Here is a 24,518-nt window from a genome sequence, read left to right as displayed (position 1 = left end):
ATATGATTCAAAGAAAAAGTCATAATTACGGATGGGTAACTTTGGCGTGTTTGATTCTATCAGAAAGTAAAGTATGGGGAGGATCACAATGTCGATGAAAAAACGTAAATGGCTAAGAATGATGGCTACTGGTTGTGTGTTAGGTTCGTTATTAATAACGGCAGCTTGTTCAGGAAAGAAAACAAGTACAGAGGATGAAAAGACGATTAAGGTAGGGGTTCTTGCATCATTAACAGGTCCATTAGAATCGTATGGAAAACAAACAGTGAACGGATTTGAATTAGGGTTAGACTATGCAACGGGTGGAACTGGGAAAGTGGAAGGGAAGAAGATTAAGTTTGTTGTAGAAGATACGGAAACAAAAGCTGATGTAGCAGTTAAAAAAGCTACGAAATTATTAGAAGAAGAGAAAGTTGATTTTTTAGTTGGATCGTCTAGTTCAAGTGATACATTAGCGGTTTTACCATTAGCAGAAGAATATGAAAAAATAATGGTTGTAGAACCGGCGGTAGCTGATAGTATTACCGGGAAGAACTGGAATAAATACATTTTTAGAACAGGTAGAAATTCATCTCAAGATGCAGTCGCTGGTGCAGCAGCAATTGCTAAAAAAGATGTAAAAATAGCAACGTTAGCACAAGATAATGCTTACGGCCGTGAAGGAATTGCGGCATTTAAAGCTGGAGCAAAGAAGTTAGGTGCAAATATTGTAAACGAGCAATATGCTGATACAAATTCGACTGACTTCACTGCTAATATTCAAAATATCATTAGCTCAAAACCAGATTATTTATTTATCGTTTGGGCAGGGGCAAATTCACCTTGGAAACAGTTGAAAGATATGAATGTGGAAGCGCAAGGTATTAAAATTTCTACCGGTGCACCAGATATACCGGCATTAAAAACGATGGATGCGTTAGTAGGAATGCAAGGTTTTTCTGTTTATTATCATACACTCCCGAAAAATAAGGTGAATGATTGGTTAGTGGAAGAACATAAAAAACGATTTAATGGTGCGGTGCCAGATTTATTTACAGCAGGGGGAATGTCAGCGGCAATTTCAATTGTAGAAGCTTTAAAGAAAACAAAAGGTGATACAGATGTAGATACATTGATTAAGAAAATGGAAGGAATGGAATTTGATACACCGAAAGGAAAGATGAAGTTTAGAGAAAAGGATCACCAAGCGATGCAGACACTGTATTCCATTACATTGAAAAAGCAAGATGGTGTTGATTATCCGGTGCCAGTATTAGAGCGAGAATTAACGATGAAAGAGACAGAACCACCAGTTCAAAATAAATAGACTGAATTTTCTGTTGTTTTTGTATAAAGAGGGAGTGTACCCTCTTTATACGTATTTCTTTCATACTTATAGCTTTAAAGGGAGGGATTTCGTGACACATTTGTTAGAAACGAAAAATCTTAGCGTATCTTTTGGCGAGCATCATGTTATTAAGGACGTGGATTTAACAGTACAAAAAGGAAAGCTCATTTCTATTATTGGACCAAACGGTGCAGGAAAGACAACGTTATTTAATTTACTTAGTGGACAAATTTCTCCAACGAAGGGTGAAGTATATTTTAAAGGACGAGAGATTACAAAATTATCAATTTCGGATCGAACTCGATTAGGAATTGGTCGTTCTTTTCAACTTACAAATATATTCCCGGAGTTAACGGTACTTGAAAATGTTCGATTAAGTGTTCAATCATTCGTGCAAGATTACTATAGTTTTTTTCCGAGTTCGGCAAAGTTTAAGCAACAAATTGGAGAGGCGAGACGGTTCTTAAAAACTGTATTACTTCAGGGGAAAGAACATGTATTAGCGAAAGATTTAGCACATGGAGAAAAACGAAAGTTAGAGCTTGCAATGTTATTAGCTTTAAAAACAGATGTGTTACTACTTGATGAGCCGACGGCAGGTATATCAGTTGAGGAGGTACCGGCTATTTTACAAGTGATTGAGAATATTAAAAAACATCCAGAGAGTACGATTGTACTGATTGAACACAAAATGGATATGGTACTAGGTTTGTCAGACCATCTTATCGTTTTATTCCATGGAGAGCTATTAGCTGAAGGTTTGCCCGAAGAGATTATGAAAGATGAGCGTGTACAAAGTGCTTATTTAGGGGGATTATATAGTGGCACTATTACAAGTGAATAATATAGAGACGTATTTAGATCAGTTTCATATTTTACAAGGGGTATCTCTTGCTGTTGAGAAAGGAACGATTACTGTACTGTTTGGAAGAAATGGGGCAGGGAAGACGACGACATTACGTTCGGTTATGGGATTTCACCATATCGCACATGGTGAAATTTATTATGATAGTACACAAGTAAATGGATTATCTACACATTTAATTTCAAGAAAAGGAATAGGTTATGTACCAGAAAATCAAGGTATTTTTCACGACCTGACAGTAGAAGAAACATTCGCTCTTGCTAGGGGGAAGGGAGAAGAAGCGGAAGAGAAAATTGAGTGGATGGTTGAACTATTTCCAGATTTAAAGCAGTTTTGGCACAAAAAAAGTGGACTCTTAAGCGGCGGACAAAAACAAATGCTAGCAATTTCAAGAGCATTTATTAATAGTGATGGTTTATTACTTATTGATGAGCCGAGTAAAGGTTTGTCCCCTATTATGATAGAGAAATTAATGATAGCTATTTTAAAAATGAAGGAGAAAACAACAGTTTTACTCGTTGAACAAAACTTTATGATGGCTAGTCAAATTGGTGATTACTTTTATATTATGGATAACGGAAGAATTGTTCATAACGGTTTTATGCATGAATTAAAAGAGGATAAGGAAATGTGTCACAAATATTTAGGAATCTCTTAACATGAATCCGAGGTGAGAAGGATGGATGTGTTAATCAATTTATTTGTAAATGGGATTTCAACAGGGATGCTTATTTTTTTATTAGCATCAGGTCTTTCACTGATTTTCGGTTTAATGAGCGTTTTAAACTTCGCACATGGTGGTTTATTTGCGTGGGGAGCGTTTACAGGTGTTTGGTTATTTAATACGACAGGTAGTTATGTATTAGCGTTAGTTGGAGCAATTGCAATGGGTATGTTTCTTGGATTCATTTTAGAAAGATTCCTTATTAGACCGGTATATGGAAATCATGTTCGCCAGCTTCTTGTGACGCTTGGAGGAATGCTTGTACTTAGTGAATGTATTAAAGTATTTTGGGGACCGAATCCAATTGGTGCTAAATTACCGTTATGGTTACAAGGTAGTTATACATTTGAAGGTGTTATATTAATTAAATATCGTCTATTCGTTATTTTAATTGGGATCATCATTTACATTGCCTTACTATTATTGCTCAAAAAAACAAAAATAGGTCTTATGATTCGCGCAGGTGTAATGGATAAAGAGATGGTTCAAGCACTCGGTATTAACGTAAAAGCGATATTTTCTTTCGTCTTTTTATTAGGAGCAGGGATGGCAGCGTTGGGAGGCTTCTTATTAGCACCGTATTCAGGCGTTATTTTTGCAGAGATGGGTATGCAGTATGCGATTTTAGCTTTCATAGTAGTAATCATAGGAGGGTTAGGAAGCGTACAAGGTTCAGCAATCGCTTCTTTAATTGTCGGATTAGCTGGTGCTTTTACAGCATATTTTATACCGGATTTATCGCTTGCAATTAATATGTTAATGTTACTATTTTTCTTAATAGTGAAGCCAAACGGACTTGTTGGTGAAAAGGGGTGACATGGTGAACAGCACTTCAAATCGAATTAAAGTATACTTCGGAGTATGTATGCTCATTTGTTTAAGTGTATTTCCATTCGTAAATGATTCACGGAGCTTGTTAATTTTGTTCACTCAAATCTTCATCTTTGCTATTTTTGCAATGAGTTTTGATGTATTACTTGGATATACCGGAATTGTATCGTTCGGCCATTGTATGTTCTTTGGAATAGGGGCATATGGCGTAGCGCTTTTATTTGATCGGCAAGGAGTATCTATAACGAACTTTTTTATAGGGCTAGTAGCTGCAATTATCATTTCAGCAATTGTTAGTTATATAATCGGTTTGCTTTCTTTACGACTGAAAAGTCATTTTTATGCAATGTTAACACTTGCTATTTCACAGTTGTTTTTCGTACTTGCTGAAAAATGGCGTGGACTCACTCATGGAGGAGACGGTTTTACATTTGGTGTACCAGACTTATTCCGTGATCGTTTTACCTTTTATTATGTAACACTTATATGTTTAATTGTCATTTTTATTCTGTTACGTCTTTTCACAAAATCTTCAATTGGAAAAGTATTAAAAGCAATTTCACAAAATGAGCAACGTGTTGAGGCACTAGGATATAAAGTTCTTCATTATAAAATTATTGCTAGCATTGTGGCAGGAGTAGTAGCTGCGATTAGTGGTGGTTTATTTGTTATCACATTGCGTTTTGTTAATACGACTGTATTTTCAATTGAAATGACATTAAATGCATTATTGATGACAATGATTGGAGGCGTTGGAACGTTAATTGGAGCAATTGCTGGAGCAGGAATTATTGAATCACTGAAATACTATTTATCAGAACTAGCTACAGCGTATCCAATTTTTGAACGATGGACAATTATTCTTGGGTTATTGTACATTATCGTATTGCTAGTTTTCCCGAAAGGATTAGTTGGAACGGTAAAGAGTTTGAAGAATATGAAACGGAATAAGAAAGAGAAAAGTGCAGAAGTGGAGCAAAACGTGTGACAAATCAATTCTATAGAATATGAAAATCCCTCTTTTAGATTCGTAAAGGAGGGATTTTTATTGGTGTATGTAATTAGTTAGTTTAAAGATATTATCCTAATCAAATAATTCATTAGGTATTTGTTTTAAAGAGTTTTGATTTGTAAAAAAATGAACAGCTAATTTCTCAATTGGAACATCTTCAATGGGCACTAAGTTATCATTTTTAATCGGTAAAAAGGCTATTCCTTTACCGTCCTGAATAAACTCTTCCATAAGCGAATAAGAATCTAATTGTTGAAGTTGACCTTGAGATAAATTATTTTCTTTTAGAAATTGTATCGTCTTATTTCTAAAAGGGCATTTTTTATCATTACTAACGAAGAAGAGTTCCTTTGAATAGTCAATGATAGGCGTTTTTTTCGCTTTTAATAAGCCTACAGAAATGGAAGTAGTAAATACTTTTTTAAAAGTTGCTTCGGGATCATCCTCGTAAGTAATGACCATATCAATTTTTTGTTGTTGCAGTAATTTATGCAAATGACTACTATTTTCTACATATATTTGATAATTCCTGAAATTTTCTTTAATACGCTTGCTTACATAATTGGTCAAAATAGATTGTGACGTCGCGATGATATAAGAAGAACCACTCGTTTTAATTTTAACTTTCGCTTCCTCTACAAGAGTTAATATTTGATTCGTGTAGTCTAATAAAATGTCACCAGAGGGTAATAAGGAAACGCCTTTATTATCTCTATGTAGTAAAGGAGTTTCTAATTCTAGTTCTAATTTTTTGATTCGTTCAGTTACGTTCGGTTGAACATATCCTAACTCTTTAGCAGCTTTACTAATAGAACCTTCGCTAGCTACAGTTTTGAATATAATAAGATCATTTATTTCCATATATCTCAGCCCCTTATACGGTATCATTATAAATGATATCAAACATAATTTATACCTATTTTACGTTAGTCAATCATCGGTTTATCATTGTGTATATAAGATTGAAAGTGAGTGATAAACATGATTGGAATGCAATATAAGGTCATTTTACCAAAGGATTATGACATGGAGATTATTAAAAAAAGGGTAAAGGATAATGGATATAAAACTGATGGTTTTCAAGAATTGAATTTCAAAGCATATTTAATTACTGAGACAGGTAAGGATGGGAATTTCTATAACTGTTATGCACCTTTATATGTTTGGAATGGCCATGAAGGAATGAACAAATTTATCTTTGAAGGGTATTACGATAATATTTTAAAATCTTTTGGGTGGCAACAAATAAATATAGGTGTTCCATTAGTTGTTAATCTAAGTGATGACTTTAAGAGAAGTAAATATGTTGTTGAATATATAGGTAATATTTCTCACAGAGAATCATTGTTGGGGGCTCAATCTACCATTATGAATCAGAATGTAGAAGAGTGTTTAGGAAATGTAATAGTATATAATCCGGATAAATGGAGATATAGTCAGTTTAGTTTTTATGAAGAAAAGCCTGACATGGTAACGAATAAAAGTGTTACAGTATATGAGATTTTGCACATTTCACGATGAAAACTTGTTGAAGTTAAATTAAGAAAAAGGAATGAAAATGTATGCCTTTTGTGAATGTTTATTATCATGAAAATAAATTAAATAAAGAAGAGTTGAAAAAGATAGGTAAATGTATTCATCTTTCATTAATTGAACGTTTTAACATCCCTGAAAATGATTATTTTCAACTGTTTTTATCTTACTCGCAAAATCATCTTTTATATAATCCATATTATTTGTTGGAAGGAGGAGAAAAGAGAACAGAGAATATGATTTATGTTTCTATTACATGTGGACCGGGAAGAACGATAAAACAGAAAAGGGATCTGTATCAGTCGATATCCTTGAAGGTTTCTGAATGTTCTAGTATAAAAAGTGCAGACATTTTTATTACACTAAATGAGACATCTGCTGAAAATTGGTCGTTTGGTCAAGGATTGGCACAATTGGTAAAATGAAGGGGAGTGAAATGATGAATGAATCCATTGAATATTGTATTCAAAAGAAAATGAGAGAAATGGCACCTGCATTTGCTCATTATAGTGAAGAGATATTGTTCGAGGAAGTGTGGCGGGATGCCACTTTAACATTGAGAGAAAGAAGTTTATGTACATTAGCTGCATTAATTAGTCTTAATCAGACAGAACAAATACCATTTCATTTGCGACTGGCCAAACAAAATGGAATTAAAGAAAATGAATTGATTGCATTAATAACACATATGGCTTTTTATGGTGGTTGGCCCAAAGCGGTAGCTGCTTTAAATATAGCAATGAATGAAATGGAAAGTTCAGAATAACGATAAGAAAGAATTCATTTAAACATGAATTCTTTCTTATCGTTATTTATGCAATACTCTAATGAGATATTTTTAACGTTTTCTCTTGCTTTATTATCACTTGCGTAGTAAAGTGATAATAAGATTCACGATAGGAAGTGTTCAAATATGCGTGATAACACGATAGGGTCATTAATATGGTTACGTGTAATACGATTTACGAACCAAAGTAATCAGATGTCAAATGAGTTTTTAAAACGTTTTGATTTAACGACAGCTCAATTTGATGTGCTTTTGCAAATACGTACGTATCAACCACTAACACAAATGGAATTAGCTGAAAAGGTAACTGTTACACAAGGCGGTATTTCTCGTATGTTAACTCGTCTTGAAAAAGAAGGATATATTGTGCGAAAACAAGATTGGAAAACGAAAACAATTAGCTTGACAGAGCAAGGGGAAGCAGCTTTAGAGAGAGCATTGCCAGAGCAACTTGCATTTCAATCATCGTTTTTTGATGATGTATTAAATGAAGAAGAGCAGAAAATATTATATGAGCTGATGACGAAAGTGCATAAGCATAGTGAAAAAAAAGAATTACCGCAAGAGTAATTTTTTTTACAATATCAATTGACTAATCAAATGATGGTTGAATGTAGAAAGTTAATACGACTGAATAGAAGGAGAGAGCAACTATGGAAAAATACCGTATGGATACAAGTAAAGGAATGGAATTTGGATTATATTCGATTGGGGATCATGTTTTAAATCCGCATAACGGAGAGAAAATTAGTGCAGAACAAAGAATTCATGAATTAATTGAAACAGCTAAGTTAGCGGATGAAGCTGGACTTGATGTATTTGCTGTCGGTGAAAGTCATCAAACGCATTTTACAACACAAGCTCACACAGTTATTTTAGGGGCTATTGCACAAGCAACGAAAAATATAAAAATTGCAAGTTCAGCAACGATAATAAGTACATCTGATCCGGTACGAGTATATGAGGATTTTGCTACAATTGACTTAATTTCTAATGGACGTGCAGAAATCGTGGCTGGTCGTGGATCTCGTATTGGGGGATATAGTTTACTTGGTTATGATGTAAATGATTATGAAGAGTTATTTGAAGAGAAAATGGATCTTTTATTAAAAATTAATAAAGAGGAACATGTAACATGGAACGGACAGTTCAGAGCACCGCTTGCACATGCATCGGTTATTCCGCGAGCTAAAAATAATAGCTTACCAATTTGGCGTGCAGTTGGTGGCCCACCAGCTAGTGCAATCAAAGCAGGACGTGCGGGTGTACCAATGATGATAACAACACTAGGTGGTCCAGCTATTAATTTTAAAGGATCAGTAGATGCCTACCGTGAGGCTGCGGCGCAAAGTGGATTTAATCCAGCAAGTTTGCCAGTTGCAACAACGAGTTTATTTTATACAGCAAAAAATTCACAAGATGCATTTAATGAATACTATCCTCATATTAATGCTGGTATGCTTACACTGCGCGGTGGTGGGTATCCGAAGCAACAATTTACAAATGCAGTAGATTACCGTGACGCATTAATGGTTGGTAGCCCGCAACAAATTATTGAAAAAATGCTTTACCAATATGAATTGTTTGGACAACAACGTTTTATGGCACAAATTGATTTTGGTGGTGTACCACGTAATAAAATTGAGAAAAATATTGAATTAATTGCTACTGAAATTTTACCGGCTGTTAGAAAACATACAGCGAAATAATTTAAAAAATACCGAGAGTCTAATCGATTCTCGGTATTTTTTTGTGTATGAATTCAGTTTGGAAAAATGACAAAAAAATGAATTTTTAGTTTAGAAGGAGGGAGGGTATTTTCTATTTTTGAATAACAATATTGTGTGTTTGAATTTTAAAAATACATTTTCCTCTTGACAAAAAAACAACTGATTTCTTCATTGATTAAGAGGACATTTTTTCATAAGAAAGTCAAGTGTATAAAGAGAAAAACGATTATTTTATTGATACGAAAGTAAGTCTTATATTAAAAAAATACATTTTATTAATGAAAAAAATTTAATTCAAAAAAATGACAAAAGACATATTTCAGACAAAATGATGTCAATAATACGTCAAAAATCAGCTGAATTTACTATGCAGGTATATTATACAATTCGATTAACGGATAAAACACTACTGAAATAGTGAAAAGGTAAATTTTATGAGAAAGTTCTTTTGTAATGATCTTGAAAACTGAAAATTTATATTTTCTAAAAGTACATAAACAAATTTATCTTTCTATATTTCTAAGATTTGAGTTGTTTTATTCATACAACTCAATCGAAAATACGATATAAAAAATTATGAAGGAAGTGATTGTAGTATGGAAACGCTCGAATTGGCACGAATACAATTCGCATCAACAACGATTTTCCATTACTTTTTTGTTCCACTGTCTATTGGTTTAGCTTTTATCATTGCATTAATGCAAACGTTATATGTGGTAAAGGGACAAGAAATTTATAAGAAGATGACGAAGTTTTGGACACAAATATTCCTTGTAAACTTTGCGGTAGGTGTAGTAACTGGTATTCTACAAGAATTCCAGTTTGGTATGAACTGGTCAACCTATTCACGTTTCGTAGGTGATGTGTTTGGTCCATCACTTGCGATTGAAGGTTTATTAGCATTTTTCATTGAGTCTACATTCCTAGGTTTATGGGTATTCGGTGAGGATAAATTGCCGAAGCGCGTTCACCTTTTATGTATTTGGCTCCTTTCAATTGGAACAATGTTATCAGCATTTTGGATTTTAACTGCAAGTGCATTTATGCAATCGCCAGTAGGGTATGAAATGGCAGCAGATGGACGTGCACAAATGAATGATTTCTTAGCGATTATTCAAAACCCACAATTATGGGTACAATTCCCGCATACAATTACAGCGGCAATTGCAACTGGTGCATTCTTTATTGCAGGTGTGAGTGCATGGAAAATAACGAAAGCTCAAGAAACTGAAGTGTTTAAAAAATCGTTCCGCATTTCTATCATTGTTGGAACACTTACAACTGCGCTAGTATTATTCTTCGGTCATGCGCAAGCACAACAATTAATTAAGACACATCCAATGAAGATGGCAGCAGCTGAAGCGTTATGGAATACAAGTGAGGATCCAGCGCCATTTACAGTATTTGCGAAAATTGATGCAGAGAAGCAAGAAAATTCGTTTGAAATTCAAATCCCTTATATGCTAAGTCTATTATCATTTGATAAATTTAGTGGTCAAGTAGAAGGAATGAATCAAATTCAAAAACAATATGAAGAAAAATATGGGCCTGGAGATTATATACCGCCAGTACACACTATGTTCTGGAGTTTTAGAGCGATGGTAATGAGTGGAACATTTATGCTTCTTCTAGGAGCGTACGGATGGTTCTTATCAAGAAAAGATCGTTTAGCTGAAAAAACTTGGTATTTAAAATTAATGGTGTATGCAATTGCACTACCGTTTATCGGTAATACAGTAGGATGGATTATGACTGAAATGGGACGTCAGCCTTGGGTAGTTTTCGGTGTTATGAAAACGGAAGATGCTGTATCTCCAAATGTTACGTTCGGAGAAGTATTATTCTCTTTAGTTTCGTTCACATCCCTATATTTAATTATAGGTGGAATTACTATTTACTTATTCGTTCGTGTCATTAAAGGACATGAGAATAAGAAAACGAAACAGGATTCTCAAAGCCATGATCCATTTGATAAGGAGGATGAGTATGTTATCTCTTAATGAGTTGTGGTTTATCATTATTGCAGTTCTATTCGTAGGCTTCTTTGTACTTGAAGGTTTCGATTTCGGTGTAGGTATAGTTTCAAGGTTTTTAGGGGAAAACGATTTAGAGAAAAGAATTTACTTAAATACAATTGGTCCATTTTGGCACGCGAATGAAGTATGGCTTGTTTGTGCAGGTGGAGCTATGTTCGCAGCATTCCCGCACTGGTATGCAACTTTATTTAGCGGGTTTTACATTCCGTTTGTATTTATGCTTCTTGCTTTAATTATTAGAGGTGTTTCCTTTAAATTCCGTGCGAAAATAGATAATCATAAATGGAAAGGTTTTTGGGATTGGGGTATGTTTTTAGGAAGTTTGCTACCGCCTATCCTTTGGGGAGTTGCCATTGCTAACTTTATGGTAGGTATTCCAATTGATGAGACGAAAAATGCTGTAGGTGGATTCTTACAATTACTTCATCCATTTGCATTACTTGGAGGAGTTATGTTCCTTCTGCTATGTATTGTTCACGGCTTGCAATTCCTTACTATACGTACAACTGGTAAGTTAAGAGAACGTGCACGTATTGCTGCGTTGAAAATTGCACCGCTTGCAATTATAGCACTTCTTATTTTTGCCGGTGTAGGGTTATGGAAAACAGATATATTCACTGGTCATGGTACAGAGTGGGTTATGGTTCCGATTGGAGCTTTTGTAGCATTATGTGCGTCAACATTATTAAATAAAAGAAGAAGAGATGGTTGGGCTTTCGTTATGACGAGTTTAACAATCATTTTACTAAGTGCAAGTGTGTTTGCCGGCATGTTCCCACGTGTCTTAATTAGCTCGTTAGGGTCAATATACGATTTAACAATTTATAATGCAGCATCAGGAGATTATGCACTAAAACTGATGACGTATTTTTCAATTGCTATATTGCCATTTGTTATGGGAAGTCAAATATGGAGTTTCTATGTGTTTAGACAACCTGTTAAGTCAGATAAAGATTTGGAGTACTAATGAAAAGAAAAAGAGGACTTCCGTCGTATCCTGGTAGCCGAGTTTTATATGTAGTGTTAACAATCATTAGCATTTTAGAAGCTATAAGTATTATTGTGCAAACAGTGTTTTTAGCGCGGGCTATTACGTTTTTATTTCAAGGAGAAACAGTGCAATCTGTGTTAAATGAAACGGTTTATTTTGGAATCACGTTTGCAGTACGTCACATGCTAGTGCGAATATCGCAAATATTAGTGGAACGTTTCGCTGAAAAAACAGGATCGCTACTGCGAAAACAATTAATAGAGGCGTATTTCACATTAGGTCCACGGTATGTTCAAACTGCTGGAACAGGTCATCTGGTTACCTTATCGATAGAAGGTATTGAGAAATTTAAAACATATATTGAATTAACAATTCCTAAAATGATTAGAAGTAGTATCGTACCGGGACTAATTGTACTATATGTTTTTACGTTAGATATTGAGTCTGGAATCATTTTAGTTGTAACGATTCCTATCGTAATTATATTTATGATCCTACTAGGGTTAGCAGCGCAGAAAATGGCAGATAGCCAATATGAGTCATATCGAGTACTTTCTAATCATTTTGTAGATACGTTAAAAGGATTAGAAACATTAAAGTATTTAGGAAAAAGTAAACAGCACGAAGGAAAGATTGAAAAAGTAAGTAAAAGGTATAGAAAAGCAACGATGCGTACTTTGCGAGTTGCTTTTCTTTCTTCTTTTGCATTAGATTTCTTTACGAGTTTATCCATCGCATTTGTGGCGGTCGGATTAGGGATACGTTTAATAGATGGGACAATTGTACTATTGCCAGCCCTTACGATTTTAATTTTAGCTCCGGAATATTTTCTGCCGATTAAACAAGTTGGAGCGAATTATCATGCTACGTTAGATGGACAACTTGCAATGGAGCAAATAGAAGAGATTTTACAGCAACAAAAAGAAATAGGAAAGAAAGAATCAAATGTAGATTTAATATGGAATTCCTCCAGTAACTTGAAATTACAAGATATAAAAGTAAAGAGTGATGAATCTGCAAAAGCAATATTAGAGGGAATTGATTTTACTTGGAAAGGCACCGGCGCTATAGGTGTGATTGGTGAAAGTGGAGCAGGAAAATCAACATTAATCGACGTATTAGCAGGTTTTTTAACTCCTACAGGTGGAAAGATGATTGTAAATGGTGTGGAAATTGACGGGGCTACTCGTGAAGAGTGGCAAAAGAATATTGCTTATATTCCGCAGCAACCTTATATTTTCCCGCTTTCATTAAAAGATAACATTTGTTTTTATGAAACAAATACAACTGATGAAGAAGTGGAAAGAGTTATTAATGAAGTTGGTCTTCGTTCACTCGTAACATCGCTTCCGAACGGGATGTATGAAAGAATTGGAGAAGGTGGACGTATGCTTAGTGGTGGGCAAGAACAACGTGTCGCTATGGCGCGTGCACTTTTAAGCAAAAAGCCAATTATTTTATTAGACGAGCCTACAGCACATCTTGATATTGAAACTGAATTTGAAATAAAACAAGCGATGTTACGTCTGTTTGAAGGTAAGTTAGTATTTCTTGCAACACATCGTCTTCACTGGATGAAACAGATGGATCATATTCTTATTTTAAATAAAGGGGAAATGATAGAAAGTGGAACATATGAAGAACTTTTAAAGAATGAGGCATTACATTTTCACAGGAAAGAGAGGGGATAGAGATGAGTAACTGGATTAAACCTTATATACAGCAAAATAAAGGTAGAATGACTTTAACTATATTCCTTGGTCTTCTTGGAGTTAGTTCAGGTGCGATGTTACTTTTCATTTCAGGTTATTTAATCTCTAAATCTGCTCTTAGACCAGAAAATGTAATGGCTGTATATGTTCCTATCGTGGCAACACGTGCGTTTAGTATAGGACAAGCGGTATTCCATTATTTAGAGCGTTTAGTTGGACACGATGTCGTACTACGCATATTAGAAAAAATGAGAACGAAACTATATAGAATAGTAGAACCGCAGGCGTTATTTTTCCGTTCGCGATTTCAAACGGGCGATATGTTAGGTGTATTATCCGAAGATATAGAGCATTTGCAAAACCTATATTTACGTACAATATTTCCTAGCATAGTAGCATTAGTTGTATATAGCATATTCGTACTTGTTATCGGTGCATTTGACGTAGTGTTTGCACTTATTGCAGCATGTATGCTAGCGATTATCGTCTTTCTGCTTCCATTTGTATCATTACTTTTAATGAAGCAACATCATGTTACTTTAAAACAAGGAAGAAGCCGTTTATATCAACAACTAACAGACGCTGTTTTTGGATTATCAGATTGGCAAGCAAGTGGTAGAAAAAATGAATTCATTGATAAGTATGTAGAGCAAAATGCTCAGTTGTTAAAAACGGAAAAACGAATGAAACGCTGGAATCATATTCGGGACAGTATCATTCAAGTAGTAGTGGGGATTGTAGTTATTTCAATGATCATATGGACTGGAAATGAGGCGGCAAGTGAACAGATTGCACCTACCGTTATTGCGGCTTTCGTCTTAATGACGTTATCAGTTACAAACGCGCTTATTCCTCTTTCAGATGCTATCGATCGAATTCCATCATATGTAGAATCTGCTCATCGTCTAAATCAAGTAGAAGGTAATGCTGTTTTACAGGATGGAGAGGAATTACGCGGGGATAAAGGTTATGTTGCATCAAAACATATAGACATTGAATTAAATCATGTATCGTATAGTTACCCAGATAGTAATGAAATTGTATTGAAAGAAGTATCACTGCAAATAAAGGCAGGAAAGAAAATCGCCATTTTAGGAAGAAGCGGAACAGGAAAATCTACTTTGTTAAAATTGTTAACAGGTGCGCTAAGCCCGTTACATGGTGAAGTTTTATTGAATAGTGAACATGCTCATACGAATCTTTTATCGAAATATATTTCTGTATTGAATCAGAAGCCGCATTTATTCGATACGACAATTGGAAATAATGTACGAATCGGTAAACCAGAGGCTACGGATGAAGAGATATGGACAGCTTTAGAGAAAGCACAATTAGCTTCGCATATAGCTTCTCTTCCAGATGGATTGCAAACAAAAATGCATGAAATGGGAAAAAGGTTTTCTGGCGGGGAAAGACAACGGGTTGCTTTTGCTAGAACGCTCATGCAAGAGGCTCCAATTATTGTCCTTGATGAACCTACGATCGGCTTAGATCCGAAGACAGAATTATCTTTAATAGAAACAATGTTTTCTGCAACGGAAGAAAAGACAGTAATTTGGATTACGCACCATCTTGTAGGAATTGAACATGTAGATGAAGTTATATTCCTTGATCGTGGTCAAATTGTGATGCAAGGTAGTCATGAACAACTTCTGAGAGAAAACGAGAAGTATCGTATGCTTTATGAGTTAGATAAAGGAATATAGTTTGAATAAGTAATAATTGTAAAATAGCTACGCCTAATGGTGCAGCTATTTTTTGTTAAGAAATATATTTTCTTTTTAAGGTATAGATTTATCCCGCTATTTGCAGGGAGTAAGACTCCTACCTAAGATCCGGTTGATGAGAGGAAGTTAGGCGGGAGAGTAATTGTACGTAAAAATCCGATTGGTGAGGGGGATAATTAGAAGGGATGGAGAAGCATCTTCTAATTAAGGTTTCGTTTTATTTGCCTTACATTATTTTATGATAGAAATCAAATGAATAAAAAGAAGCTAATCAAATGTTTATATGATTGAATATGTATATTTACGATTGAAAAGTAGGATATTTTGTTATGGGCTTGCATAAAAGTATAAAGGTTTCATACGGTTTAAGTAATGTGATATTATGTCGCGTATATAAATAATATGCGAAAAGGTGGGGGAAAAGATGGGGAATCGTTTTGAAAAAAGTGAAGAGGCGATAGAGCGAATTCCGTTGGTAAGTGTTTTAATTCCTACTTATAATCGTCCTGACTACTTTGAAAAAGCATTGTGTAGTGTATTACAACAAACATATTCTAATATAGAAATTATTGTTGGAGATGATAGCACGAATGATGAAACGGAAAAAGTGTTACAAAAATACTTATGTGATCATTCAAATATTATTTATATAAAAAACAGGTCAACTCTCGGACAATTTGAAAATGCGCTAATGTTATTTAATGAAGCCAACGGTGAGTATATAAATTTTTTAATGGATGATGATTTATTTCATATGAATAAAATTGAAAAAATGATGAAGTATTTTCTCAATGATCTAGATAATGAAATCAAACTTGTAACATCTCATCGTCAAGTAATTGATGATAAAGGGAAAGAACTACGACATATTTATTCAACTGTCCTTTTATTTGAAGAGGATACGATTATAGAGGGAACAGAATTAGGAAATAGGGTAATTGTGGATCAAAAAAATTATATTGGAGAACCGACAACAGTTTTATTTCGTAAAAATGATTTACAAGAACCGTATGGGATTTTTGATAAGAGAAGGTATTTATGTAATGTAGATATAGCTTCATGGTTATCTTTATTAAGTAAAGGAAAAGCAGTATATATTGCAGAGACACTTAGTTACTTCCGATTACATTCAGGTCAACAGTTGAATGAATCTAATAAACTGATGGATGGAGTAGAGGATTTTTCGCATAGTATTATAGTTGGAGAAAAGTATGGTTTTTTATCTACTGAAAAAGAGTTATATAAAGCGATAACTAATTTCCTAGACTATGCAAAAAAATTAGTTCCATCATCAATATTATATACATTAGACTATTACCGAAAAATTAAGCGAAAGGAAATAAATATAGAAAAGAAAAAACAGTATCAGAATAACAAGTCTCATTTACCGAAAGTCAGTATACTGATTCCTGCCTATAATAAACCTCATTACTTAGAATTAGCTCTCAAAAGTGCTTTGAATCAAACATATGAAAATATCGAAATAATAATTTCTGACGATAGTACAAACGGTGAAGTTCAAGCGATGATACAACCATATTTAAGTGAATATGGTTGTATCACATATGTTAAAAATAAACCTCGATTAGAAGCAGAGAACTTTAATAAGTGTATAGAACTTGCAAATGGAGATTATATAAACTTTTTATTAGATGATGACTTATTTCATCCTGAAAAGATTAAAAGAATGATGAACTGTTTTTTTAGTCTAGAAAACATTTCGTTTGTGACGTCATATCGTGAATTAATTGATGACAATGGAAAAATATTACCACCATCAACATTGAATATGAAAATTGCCAAAGAAACTACACTTTTTGAAGGGAAAGAATTAGGGGATTATATGTTAAAAAACTTAAAAAATGTAGTTGGTGAGCCTACAACAGTTCTGTTTAATCGAAAATTTTTGGGAGGGGATTTTGGGTGTTTTAAGGGGAAGGATTACTCTGCTATTCATGACATTGCAACATGGCTAGATATGATGAGGAAAGGGAAAGTAGTTTATATAGAGGAACCCCTTAGTTATTTTAGACAACATAGTGAGGAAAATCAAAAACAAATGCAATTTACATTAAAGACAATTGAAGAATGGAATGAATTAATACTAGATGCATATAATAGTGGGTTTTTAAATTGTGAGCAAGATTATAAAGAATGTTTAACTCATTGTTTGGAAAATGCGGTGTTAATAATTAAGAATGCGGTAAATAATAGTCAATTAAATCAAATTGATAATGAAAAGATAGAGAAGGAACTAAATAAGTTAGTTCATCTTTTATTTGAGAAAGAAGTCTGCTATTGTCAATTTTGCAATCAACAATTTGAAAAATTTTCTCCTTGGCCAGAACATTACGCTTTTCCAAAATATAAATTCGAGATGTGGAATAAAGATACGGGGATTTGTCCGGTATGTGATTCGATGGACCGTGAAAGGTTATATCGTGTATATATTGAAAGAGAAATGGATTTATTAAGTGGAAATGATACTATGCTTCATATTGCACCAGAAGCGAAGTTAAGAAGTTGGTTTGCTCAGTTTAAAAATATTACATATGTATGTGGAGATATTGAACCGAAGGATCCATTAATGCAGGAAATTGATGTTACTAGAATTCCATATGAAAATGATACATTTGATGTGATTTTATGTGGTCATGTATTACAGTACGTTCAAGATGATGAAAAAGCGATGAGAGAGTTATATAGAGTATTAAAAACAAATGGATGGGGAATTATTCAAGCTCCAATCGTAATGAATGTAGATGTTATTATAGAGAATGAATTAATTTTAACGCCAAAATTGAGAAAATTAGCTTTTGGTCATGAAGAACATGTAAGAATTTATAATCAATCAGGATTTATACAACGATTAATGAATGTAGGATTTAAGGTTGAATTGTATAACATAGCTGAAAAACAAGGAATGAGAAGTGCGAGGAAATTTGGTTTATCTGAAACTAATGTACTCTATATTGTCCGGAAATGAAGAATTGAGGGGAATTGAAATAATTCGCATAATACGGATTATGGACAGTTAAATCAAAGTTTTGAAGAAGCATTAAACCTTAAAACAAGAATTAATGCTTCTTATTTTAATTATAGAGCAATGTTCAACTTATTTTTTGGTTTTAAATTTAGCTGACAAAGGCAATACTGAGCCATAGTGAATGTAAAGTTGGAGGGCGAGTGTATATGTTTGAAGAGGATGGAATTGTTTTAATTATGGAGCCTGCTGATGAAAGAAACTTGAGGAGATTTATTTTTTCAGTGCCAAAGTCAGTGTATGAAAAGAAGGGGCTTACATTACACTATGGAGCAGCTATAGGACAAGGATATATGGATATAATTGAAGATATTATTAGCGTACATATAGAAATAGATGTTGTAACGATAATAGGGCATGTGAGCGGTTAAATAGCTATTTGAAAAAGGTTGTAGGTGATTTAACTAGAAGTTATGATAAAGAAGATTACAGACAAGTATAATGACGAAGGGAGTCTAAAATGAAAATCAAATCAATTTTATTAGTATGTATAGTTTCAATTGGTTTAATGGGATGTTCACTAGTAGAGCAAGGAAAGAACTCCATAGATTATGCTCAAAAAGCGACAGACTATGTAAATGAAATAAGTACATTTGCAAATGATGCACCAGCATTAGCTGAAAAGGCTGTGAATGATAGCGAAGCTCGAAAAGAATTAGAAACGAAGCTTAGTGAAATTAAACAAGATATACCTGCTTTCAATGAATTAACACCGCCTGATGTAGCGAAGGATCTTCATCAGCAAATCGTCGTATATAACGAAAAGTTAAATACATTAATTGATACGGCAATGACGAAGATAGAAGAAGGAAAAGTGGATGTAGAGCAATTTAAAAACTCTGAGCTTATGCAGACGATAGATCAAGTTCGTGATTTGAAAGACAAGGTTCAAAATTTAGGACAATAATAAAAAGCTCCGTTTGTGATGGACGGAGCTTTTTTATGTTTTCTAATGGAAAGTTAATAATATTTTCTTCCTATAATATAAGCGATTTTTATAACTGCCACTTTTCTAAAATATGTATTGTTTTATTCGTTGCATCCATGTTCACTTGAACACCTATCGGCATAGTAATCATCGGATGGGTATGACAACAATCAAAGTCAGCAAGTAAAGGGATTCTTTGATTTTGCAGTACTTCTACTAATATTTCGTAAGGTTTGCGATTCGTACCACAATCATCAAATTGCTCATGTTTTCCAAGAAGTATACCTGAAACTTTTTCAAATACACCGTTAATTTTAAGTAATGAAAAACTTCTTTCAATAGTAGCTGCATCTTTTGAGCTATCTTCAATAAATAAAATATCACCTTCTTGAATGCTTGGCATATAAGGGCTACCCCAAATGCCTTCTATTGTATTTAAGTTCCCACCAATAATACGGCCAGTAGCTTGTCCGTTTGTTACAGAAATCCAATTGTTTGGTCTACGTTCTTTTTCTTTCGTCTTCTCTTCCCAATTAATAAATTCATCTGACCAAAATAAAGGTTGTTTTATGTTGTAAGGAAGCACTTGATTATGTAGTAATGTTTCTGCAAAATAGTTGTATGTATAATCTACAAAAGGCTCAAATTCTCCAAAGGAGGGGACGAGTGCCGGACCATAAAATGTAGGAATTCCTGTTTTGGCATAAATCCCTAGCAATAAAGCTGTTGCATCTGAATAACCAATCATTATTTTAGGGTTATTTTGAAAAGCATCATAATCAATATAGGGCAATAAGGAATTAGAATTCATACCGCCAATTGTTGACATAATACAAGCTACATTAGGATTTCTTATTAAAGCATTCAGTTCCTCGGCACGCTCTTGTATACTACCAGAACGATAATAATCATGTCGACCTGTTAGTGAACCTTCTAATATGTGAAATCCCTTCTGTTGTAAGTAGGATTTCGCTCGTTCAAATCTTTTTGGAGAAGTGTAGGTTGCTGGTGAAGAGGGCGAATAAATGCCGATTGTGTCTCCGTATTTTAATGTTTTTGGAAGTAGCATCGTAAGAATCCTTTCTATTAAATAGTTAAATTACGATAATGCAACATTGAATATTCTTATATTTCGGTATTTTAAGTGTAACATAAATGTATAGGATGAATAAATATGCTTTTTACCTTGACGATATAAAGTAATTGTTGTTATGGTTAAATGTGAGTGTATAAATGGTTTGCTAAAGGAGTTTTGAAATGAAGCGGTTAAAATGGGGAAGGCTGACGATCCTAGTAGTCATTATTTTAGGGATATGTTGGTTCTTATTCCAAGGAACTCAAAAGAGTGCAACAAATGTAGAGGGACAACCTTTACAGGTGGCAGAACTACCTAAAACAGGATTAACTGAAAAAGTAGTGCCACCAAAGTACATACCACCGGAAATTGATGCAAAAGCAGCTATGATTATCGATGCGAGTAATGGAGATATTATTTATCAACATAATGAAAATGAAGCTTTTGCGCCAGCAAGTATGTCTAAGATGATGACAGCGTACCTACTATTAGAAAATGTACATAATGGGAAAGTTCGCTGGGAAGATCCGGTGAAAATGAGTGTGAAAGCGGCACAAACAGAGGGTGCGAGAATCCCAGTCCAAGTTAATGACACATTAACTGTTAAAGATTTGTATCATGCATTAATGATTGAATCAGCAAATAATTCGGCTGTAGCTTTAGCAGAACATATGGCAAAAACAGAGAAAGATTTCGTTCAGCGTATGAATGAAAAAGCAAAGCAGTTAAAAATGTCGGATTATGCTAAATTTGCAAATGCGTCAGGACTACAAGAACCTGATGGAAGTGAGACAAAGATGACAGCTGCTGATGTAGCAAACTTGGCGTATCATCTTATAAAAGATTATCCAGAAATATTAGAAGTGACTCATTTACGTCAAAGTCAGTTAGCATTTAATAATATTAATGTTATAAGTACAAATGATATGTTAAACAAAAATAATAAAGCTTTATATATAGAAGGAATAGACGGATTAAAAACAGGATTTACAGATAGCGCGGGGTATTGTTTTACGGGTACAGCAAAACAAGGTAATACTCGTATTATTACAGTTGTAATGGGAACGAAAGGTAAAACGAAGCGTTTTACAGAGACGAATAAGTTAATGTCTTATGCATTTGGCTTAGTTAATTAAGTGAAATATTGAGTTAGATCATTATATAAGAAAGGTAATTTGTTGTTACTTATTATAGGTAACGATAAATTACCTTTTTATTTTTAGAACTAGGAAATAAGAAGGTAAAAAATGTGAGTGTTATTATTTGAGTTTATTATTGTTTGTTGATAGTATAAAGTTAGAAACTTATTAATGATAAGTTTTAAGAGGCAGAATATGATGTGTACATATGAAAAAGCCTCAAATGAAAATTGGAGGGAATTATGATGGCAAAAGATTTTTACTCGGCAATTGAAGACAGAAGATCTATTTACGCGATTAGTAAAGAGCAAGTAGTTTCTGATGATAAAATTCAAGAAGTGATTTATCATGCTGTAAAACATACACCTTCAGCTTTTAACTCTCAGAGCGCTCGCGTTGTCGTCTTGCTTGGAGAACAACACGATAAGTTATGGGATATTACGAAAGAAACGTTACGAAAAATTGTACCTGAAAATAATTTTGCATCTACTGAAGAAAAAATGAATGCATTTAAAAATGGTTATGGAACGGTCCTATACTTCGAAGATAGTCAAGTAGTGGAACAACTGCAAGAAAACTTTGCCTTATATAAAGAGAATTTTCCGGTTTGGTCTCAACAATCCTCAGGAATGTTACAATTTGCAATTTGGACGGCTTTAGAAATTGAAGGATTTGGTGCTACATTGCAGCATTACAATCCATTAATTGATGAAGAAGTGAGAAAAGAATGGGAAGTTCCAGAAAGCTGGAAACTTACTGCGCAAATGCCGTTTGGTAAACCGGTGGTAACTGCAGGTGAAAAAGAATACCAACCTTTAGAGAATCGTGTGAAAATTTATAAATAATGCGGGATAAAAGGTGAACAGAAATATAATCTGTTCACCTTTTTATAAGGAGTAAGGATTTTTTTGATAGGAATTTTTCATCTGATTTTTTAATTCGTTTTTACGTGTTTCAATAGTTGATATTTTTTGTAAGGTAATAATTGAAACGAATTGAAAAAAAGCATAGTACAGTTCTATATTTTTATTTATAGGATCATCTATTATGTTTTTCATAAATATACCTCCTTCTTTCATCACAATATTTGCAGGCGATAAGACTTCCATCTCAAAATTCAATGCTACGTGGAGAATACCGACCTGTAAAAGTTCGATTGGCTTCCGGGTAGTGTGGATAATACATGTATGGATTAAGACACCACTGTATATATGATAATATAAATATCCTGAAAATTCCATATGTAGCGGAAAATAGTGAGTGGAATGTGCATTTTCGTCAAATTAGAACAGAATTTTTGAAGTTAAATCTTACAAATTATCAAATCTTTTAAAGGCGATAGACAGTATCAAAAAAAGTTTTCAGAAAATATTATACTATTGATAAAAAAAGCATTTTTTGTCATGATAAGAGTATGCTTCATGGAAGGAACCTTAATAGGAAGTACATTCTTTGCATTGTATTAGATTAATAGAGTTTTTCGGAGTGGATAGGAAAATATATATTAAGATAATGAATGAAATGTCGAATTTTCAATGAAATACATAAGAGAATTGAAAAAAGCATTGCAAAAACAATAAGTTTAATGGTAAAGTTCACATGAAGTTCACACGGAATTCACTTCATTCGTTTAAAATGAACTCTGTGTGAAAAATAAAACTCTTGTTAAAAAATGGAACTTAATGAATATTTTACTTTGATAATATTGTAATGTATTAAGTTTATAAGTTTTTTTAAGAGGATAGTAGGGAAAGGAAGTAAAGACAACTTATGAAAAAAGTAATTGCAGGTTTAGCAGCAGCTTCTGTAGTGGGTGTTGCAGTTCCAGGTATGGATTCTGCTCAAGCACAAGTTTCAAATGAGGCGCTAAAAGAAATTAATGGACAAACTCAAACTCAAACTCAAACGACTGTAACTGAAACAAAAAAGGTAGAAACAACTTCTGAATTAAAATACACGGTAACAGCTGATGTATTAAATGTTCGTTCAGGTGCTGGTACAGGACATAACGTGATTTCTAAAGTGAAATCAGGTCAAGTACTACAAGTAATTGGACAAGAAAACGGTTGGTTCAAAGTAACTGTAAACGGTCAAACTGGTTATGTAAGTGGTGACTTCGTAACGACTGGTGGTAAAACAGGAACTACTGTTCAACAAGGAACTGGTACTTACACAGTAAACGTTTCTTCACTTAACGTACGTACAGGCCCAAGTACATCTCATACAGTATTAGGTTCTGTAAATAAAGGTAAAACAGTACAAGTTGTTGGTGAAGTACAAGATTGGTTTAAAATCAACTTCAATGGTGGAACTGGATACGTAAGCAAAGACTTCGTAACAAAAGGTGGTTCTGCTGTATCTAACGAAACACAACAACCAACTACAAACAACAATACTACTACAGTTCAAACTGGTGGTTCTTATGTTGTTAACACTGGTGCTTTAAAAGTACGTACAGGCCCAGCTACATACAACGCTGTAATCGGTGGCGTAACAAACGGTAAAGTATTAAACGTTACTGGCGCTGAAAATGGTTGGTACAAAATTAACCATAATGGCCGTACAGGTTACGTAAGTGCAGACTTCGTTAAGTTTGTAAAAGGCGGAGTAAACAACGTTACGAATAACAATAATGTTACAAATAACGTTCAACAACCAGGTAAAGACGTACAACAACCAACAACAGGTGGAAATACATCTTCAATCGCTGGATTCGCTAGATCTTTAAATGGTTCACCATACAGAACTGCTGGTACAACACCTGCTGGTTTTGACTGCAGTGGATTCATTCACTATGTATTAAATCAAACTGGTCATAAAGGCGCTCGTCAAACAGTTGCTGGATACTGGAGCTCTAAAACAAAAACTAGCAATCCACAACCAGGTGATTTAGTATACTTCCAAAATACTTATAAATCAGGTCCTTCTCACATGGGTGTTTACTTAGGGAACGGTCAGTTCATTAGTGCAGAAACTGATGCAACTGGTGTACGTATTAGTTCTGTAAGTAACTCTTACTGGAGCAAGCACATGTTAGGTTACACAAAAGCATACTAAG

Annotated in this window: 23 protein-coding genes; 20 read left to right on the top strand and 3 right to left on the bottom strand. The window is 34.0% G+C overall.

Annotated elements, in window-relative coordinates; all coding sequences use genetic code 11:
- The first annotated feature begins 88 nt into the window (after positions 1–88).
- From AABL52_RS17470 to AABL52_RS17450, 5 genes are all read left to right on the top strand, one after another.
- The gene (locus tag AABL52_RS17470) at positions 89–1,306 is read left to right on the top strand and encodes a substrate-binding domain-containing protein (RefSeq protein WP_098237695.1); all 1,218 of its coding nucleotides are present in this window, start codon (positions 89–91) and stop codon (positions 1,304–1,306) included.
- A 91-nt stretch (positions 1,307–1,397) separates the two neighbouring features.
- Complete coding sequence (locus AABL52_RS17465) at positions 1,398–2,171, top strand: ABC transporter ATP-binding protein (protein WP_341518054.1); 774 nt, start codon at positions 1,398–1,400, stop codon at positions 2,169–2,171.
- Entirely contained in the window at positions 2,149–2,850 is a 702-nt protein-coding gene (locus tag AABL52_RS17460; protein WP_097843411.1) for an ABC transporter ATP-binding protein, read from the top strand. Before AABL52_RS17465 ends, AABL52_RS17460 begins: the two co-directional genes overlap by 23 nt.
- 21 nt (positions 2,851–2,871) lie before the next feature.
- A complete protein-coding gene (locus tag AABL52_RS17455) occupies positions 2,872–3,732 on the top strand; it encodes a branched-chain amino acid ABC transporter permease (protein ID WP_000382803.1) in 861 nt (286 codons plus the stop codon).
- A 49-nt stretch (positions 3,733–3,781) separates the two neighbouring features.
- Positions 3,782–4,735, top strand: coding sequence for an ABC transporter permease subunit (locus AABL52_RS17450; protein WP_141524191.1), 954 nt, complete (start codon positions 3,782–3,784; stop codon positions 4,733–4,735).
- Between the two features lie 96 nt (positions 4,736–4,831).
- Here the strand turns inward: AABL52_RS17450 and AABL52_RS17445 are convergent, their stop codons facing one another.
- Positions 4,832–5,620, bottom strand: a complete 789-nt coding sequence (locus AABL52_RS17445; protein ID WP_097843409.1) for a LysR family transcriptional regulator — start codon at positions 5,618–5,620, stop codon at positions 4,832–4,834.
- A 120-nt stretch (positions 5,621–5,740) separates the two neighbouring features.
- Between AABL52_RS17445 and AABL52_RS17440 the strand changes: the two genes are divergently transcribed.
- The 12 genes from AABL52_RS17440 to AABL52_RS17385 all read left to right on the top strand — a co-directional run bounded on the left by AABL52_RS17440 (position 5,741) and on the right by AABL52_RS17385 (position 19,225).
- Complete coding sequence (locus AABL52_RS17440) at positions 5,741–6,280, top strand: DUF4865 family protein (protein ID WP_341518053.1); 540 nt, start codon at positions 5,741–5,743, stop codon at positions 6,278–6,280.
- A gap of 41 nt (positions 6,281–6,321) precedes the next feature.
- On the top strand, positions 6,322–6,717 hold the full coding sequence (locus AABL52_RS17435) for a tautomerase family protein (protein ID WP_341518052.1): 396 nt from the start codon (positions 6,322–6,324) through the stop codon (positions 6,715–6,717).
- Between the two features lie 11 nt (positions 6,718–6,728).
- On the top strand, positions 6,729–7,058 hold the full coding sequence (locus AABL52_RS17430) for a carboxymuconolactone decarboxylase family protein (protein WP_341518051.1): 330 nt from the start codon (positions 6,729–6,731) through the stop codon (positions 7,056–7,058).
- 147 nt (positions 7,059–7,205) lie between these two features.
- Positions 7,206–7,649 carry a MarR family winged helix-turn-helix transcriptional regulator gene (locus tag AABL52_RS17425; protein ID WP_327939602.1) on the top strand — a complete coding sequence of 148 codons (444 nt, stop codon included), beginning with the start codon at positions 7,206–7,208 and terminating at the stop codon, positions 7,647–7,649.
- An 83-nt stretch (positions 7,650–7,732) separates the two neighbouring features.
- Complete coding sequence (locus tag AABL52_RS17420) at positions 7,733–8,788, top strand: LLM class flavin-dependent oxidoreductase (protein WP_341518050.1); 1,056 nt, start codon at positions 7,733–7,735, stop codon at positions 8,786–8,788.
- A 617-nt stretch (positions 8,789–9,405) separates the two neighbouring features.
- Positions 9,406–10,809, top strand: a complete 1,404-nt coding sequence (cydA, locus tag AABL52_RS17415) for a cytochrome ubiquinol oxidase subunit I (RefSeq protein ID WP_064476356.1) — start codon at positions 9,406–9,408, stop codon at positions 10,807–10,809.
- A complete protein-coding gene (gene cydB / locus AABL52_RS17410; protein ID WP_063261808.1) occupies positions 10,796–11,812 on the top strand; it encodes a cytochrome d ubiquinol oxidase subunit II in 1,017 nt (338 codons plus the stop codon). The genes cydA and cydB overlap by 14 nt, the downstream gene beginning before the upstream one ends.
- Positions 11,812–13,527 carry a thiol reductant ABC exporter subunit CydD gene (gene cydD / locus AABL52_RS17405; RefSeq protein ID WP_341518049.1) on the top strand — a complete coding sequence of 572 codons (1,716 nt, stop codon included), beginning with the start codon at positions 11,812–11,814 and terminating at the stop codon, positions 13,525–13,527. The genes cydB and cydD overlap by 1 nt, the downstream gene beginning before the upstream one ends.
- Positions 13,528–13,529: 2 nt before the next feature.
- Positions 13,530–15,254 carry a thiol reductant ABC exporter subunit CydC gene (gene cydC / locus AABL52_RS17400; RefSeq protein WP_341518048.1) on the top strand — a complete coding sequence of 575 codons (1,725 nt, stop codon included), beginning with the start codon at positions 13,530–13,532 and terminating at the stop codon, positions 15,252–15,254.
- Positions 15,255–15,699: 445 nt separating this feature from the next.
- The gene (locus AABL52_RS17395) at positions 15,700–18,261 is read left to right on the top strand and encodes a glycosyltransferase (RefSeq protein ID WP_341518047.1); all 2,562 of its coding nucleotides are present in this window, start codon (positions 15,700–15,702) and stop codon (positions 18,259–18,261) included.
- 206 nt (positions 18,262–18,467) lie between these two features.
- On the top strand, positions 18,468–18,689 hold the full coding sequence (locus tag AABL52_RS17390) for a hypothetical protein (RefSeq protein WP_000461288.1): 222 nt from the start codon (positions 18,468–18,470) through the stop codon (positions 18,687–18,689).
- 89 nt (positions 18,690–18,778) lie between these two features.
- On the top strand, positions 18,779–19,225 hold the full coding sequence (locus AABL52_RS17385; protein WP_000695195.1) for a DUF6376 family protein: 447 nt from the start codon (positions 18,779–18,781) through the stop codon (positions 19,223–19,225).
- 88 nt (positions 19,226–19,313) lie between these two features.
- Here the strand turns inward: AABL52_RS17385 and AABL52_RS17380 are convergent, their stop codons facing one another.
- Entirely contained in the window at positions 19,314–20,315 is a 1,002-nt protein-coding gene (locus tag AABL52_RS17380; RefSeq protein WP_097843399.1) for a S66 family peptidase, read from the bottom strand.
- A gap of 188 nt (positions 20,316–20,503) precedes the next feature.
- Between AABL52_RS17380 and AABL52_RS17375 the strand changes: the two genes are divergently transcribed.
- A complete protein-coding gene (locus AABL52_RS17375) occupies positions 20,504–21,457 on the top strand; it encodes a D-alanyl-D-alanine carboxypeptidase family protein (RefSeq protein WP_097843398.1) in 954 nt (317 codons plus the stop codon).
- 245 nt (positions 21,458–21,702) lie between these two features.
- Entirely contained in the window at positions 21,703–22,305 is a 603-nt protein-coding gene (locus AABL52_RS17370) for a nitroreductase family protein (RefSeq protein WP_341518046.1), read from the top strand.
- Between the two features lie 42 nt (positions 22,306–22,347).
- Here AABL52_RS17370 and AABL52_RS17365 read toward each other — a convergent pair whose 3' ends face one another.
- Positions 22,348–22,518: a hypothetical protein gene (locus tag AABL52_RS17365; protein WP_000789343.1), complete on the bottom strand. Its 171-nt coding sequence runs from the start codon at positions 22,516–22,518 to the stop codon at positions 22,348–22,350.
- A gap of 712 nt (positions 22,519–23,230) precedes the next feature.
- Here AABL52_RS17365 and entFM point away from each other — a divergent pair.
- Positions 23,231–24,517 carry an enterotoxin EntFM gene (gene entFM / locus AABL52_RS17360; RefSeq protein ID WP_098237705.1) on the top strand — a complete coding sequence of 429 codons (1,287 nt, stop codon included), beginning with the start codon at positions 23,231–23,233 and terminating at the stop codon, positions 24,515–24,517.
- Position 24,518 lies beyond the last annotated feature (1 nt).

The sequence above is a fragment of the Bacillus paramobilis genome, assembly GCF_038096195.1.
GTDB lineage: Bacteria > Bacillota > Bacilli > Bacillales > Bacillaceae_G > Bacillus_A > Bacillus_A mobilis.
Note: the sequence above shows the minus strand (reverse complement) of the source record. Positions and strands in the feature narration are given on the sequence as shown.

What these genes read in the sequence shown, in the direction of transcription:
- AABL52_RS17395 (WP_341518047.1), top strand. Translation starts at nt 15,700, where the DNA reads ATGGGGAATCGTTTTGAAAAAAGTGAAGAGGCGATAGAGCGAATTCCG.
- cydA (WP_064476356.1), top strand. Translation starts at nt 9,406, where the DNA reads ATGGAAACGCTCGAATTGGCACGAATACAATTCGCATCAACAACGATT.
- AABL52_RS17375 (WP_097843398.1), top strand. Translation starts at nt 20,504, where the DNA reads ATGAAGCGGTTAAAATGGGGAAGGCTGACGATCCTAGTAGTCATTATT.
- AABL52_RS17430 (WP_341518051.1), top strand. Translation starts at nt 6,729, where the DNA reads ATGATGAATGAATCCATTGAATATTGTATTCAAAAGAAAATGAGAGAA.
- AABL52_RS17370 (WP_341518046.1), top strand. Translation starts at nt 21,703, where the DNA reads ATGATGGCAAAAGATTTTTACTCGGCAATTGAAGACAGAAGATCTATT.
- AABL52_RS17440 (WP_341518053.1), top strand. Translation starts at nt 5,741, where the DNA reads ATGATTGGAATGCAATATAAGGTCATTTTACCAAAGGATTATGACATG.
- AABL52_RS17390 (WP_000461288.1), top strand. Translation starts at nt 18,468, where the DNA reads ATGTTTGAAGAGGATGGAATTGTTTTAATTATGGAGCCTGCTGATGAA.
- cydC (WP_341518048.1), top strand. Translation starts at nt 13,530, where the DNA reads ATGAGTAACTGGATTAAACCTTATATACAGCAAAATAAAGGTAGAATG.
- AABL52_RS17435 (WP_341518052.1), top strand. Translation starts at nt 6,322, where the DNA reads ATGCCTTTTGTGAATGTTTATTATCATGAAAATAAATTAAATAAAGAA.
- AABL52_RS17450 (WP_141524191.1), top strand. Translation starts at nt 3,782, where the DNA reads ATGCTCATTTGTTTAAGTGTATTTCCATTCGTAAATGATTCACGGAGC.
- AABL52_RS17420 (WP_341518050.1), top strand. Translation starts at nt 7,733, where the DNA reads ATGGAAAAATACCGTATGGATACAAGTAAAGGAATGGAATTTGGATTA.
- AABL52_RS17455 (WP_000382803.1), top strand. Translation starts at nt 2,872, where the DNA reads ATGGATGTGTTAATCAATTTATTTGTAAATGGGATTTCAACAGGGATG.
- AABL52_RS17425 (WP_327939602.1), top strand. Translation starts at nt 7,206, where the DNA reads ATGCGTGATAACACGATAGGGTCATTAATATGGTTACGTGTAATACGA.
- cydB (WP_063261808.1), top strand. Translation starts at nt 10,796, where the DNA reads ATGTTATCTCTTAATGAGTTGTGGTTTATCATTATTGCAGTTCTATTC.
- entFM (WP_098237705.1), top strand. Translation starts at nt 23,231, where the DNA reads ATGAAAAAAGTAATTGCAGGTTTAGCAGCAGCTTCTGTAGTGGGTGTT.
- AABL52_RS17445 (WP_097843409.1), bottom strand. Translation starts at nt 5,620, where the DNA reads ATGGAAATAAATGATCTTATTATATTCAAAACTGTAGCTAGCGAAGGT.
- cydD (WP_341518049.1), top strand. Translation starts at nt 11,812, where the DNA reads ATGAAAAGAAAAAGAGGACTTCCGTCGTATCCTGGTAGCCGAGTTTTA.
- AABL52_RS17470 (WP_098237695.1), top strand. Translation starts at nt 89, where the DNA reads ATGTCGATGAAAAAACGTAAATGGCTAAGAATGATGGCTACTGGTTGT.
- AABL52_RS17380 (WP_097843399.1), bottom strand. Translation starts at nt 20,315, where the DNA reads ATGCTACTTCCAAAAACATTAAAATACGGAGACACAATCGGCATTTAT.
- AABL52_RS17365 (WP_000789343.1), bottom strand. Translation starts at nt 22,518, where the DNA reads ATGAAAAACATAATAGATGATCCTATAAATAAAAATATAGAACTGTAC.
- AABL52_RS17385 (WP_000695195.1), top strand. Translation starts at nt 18,779, where the DNA reads ATGAAAATCAAATCAATTTTATTAGTATGTATAGTTTCAATTGGTTTA.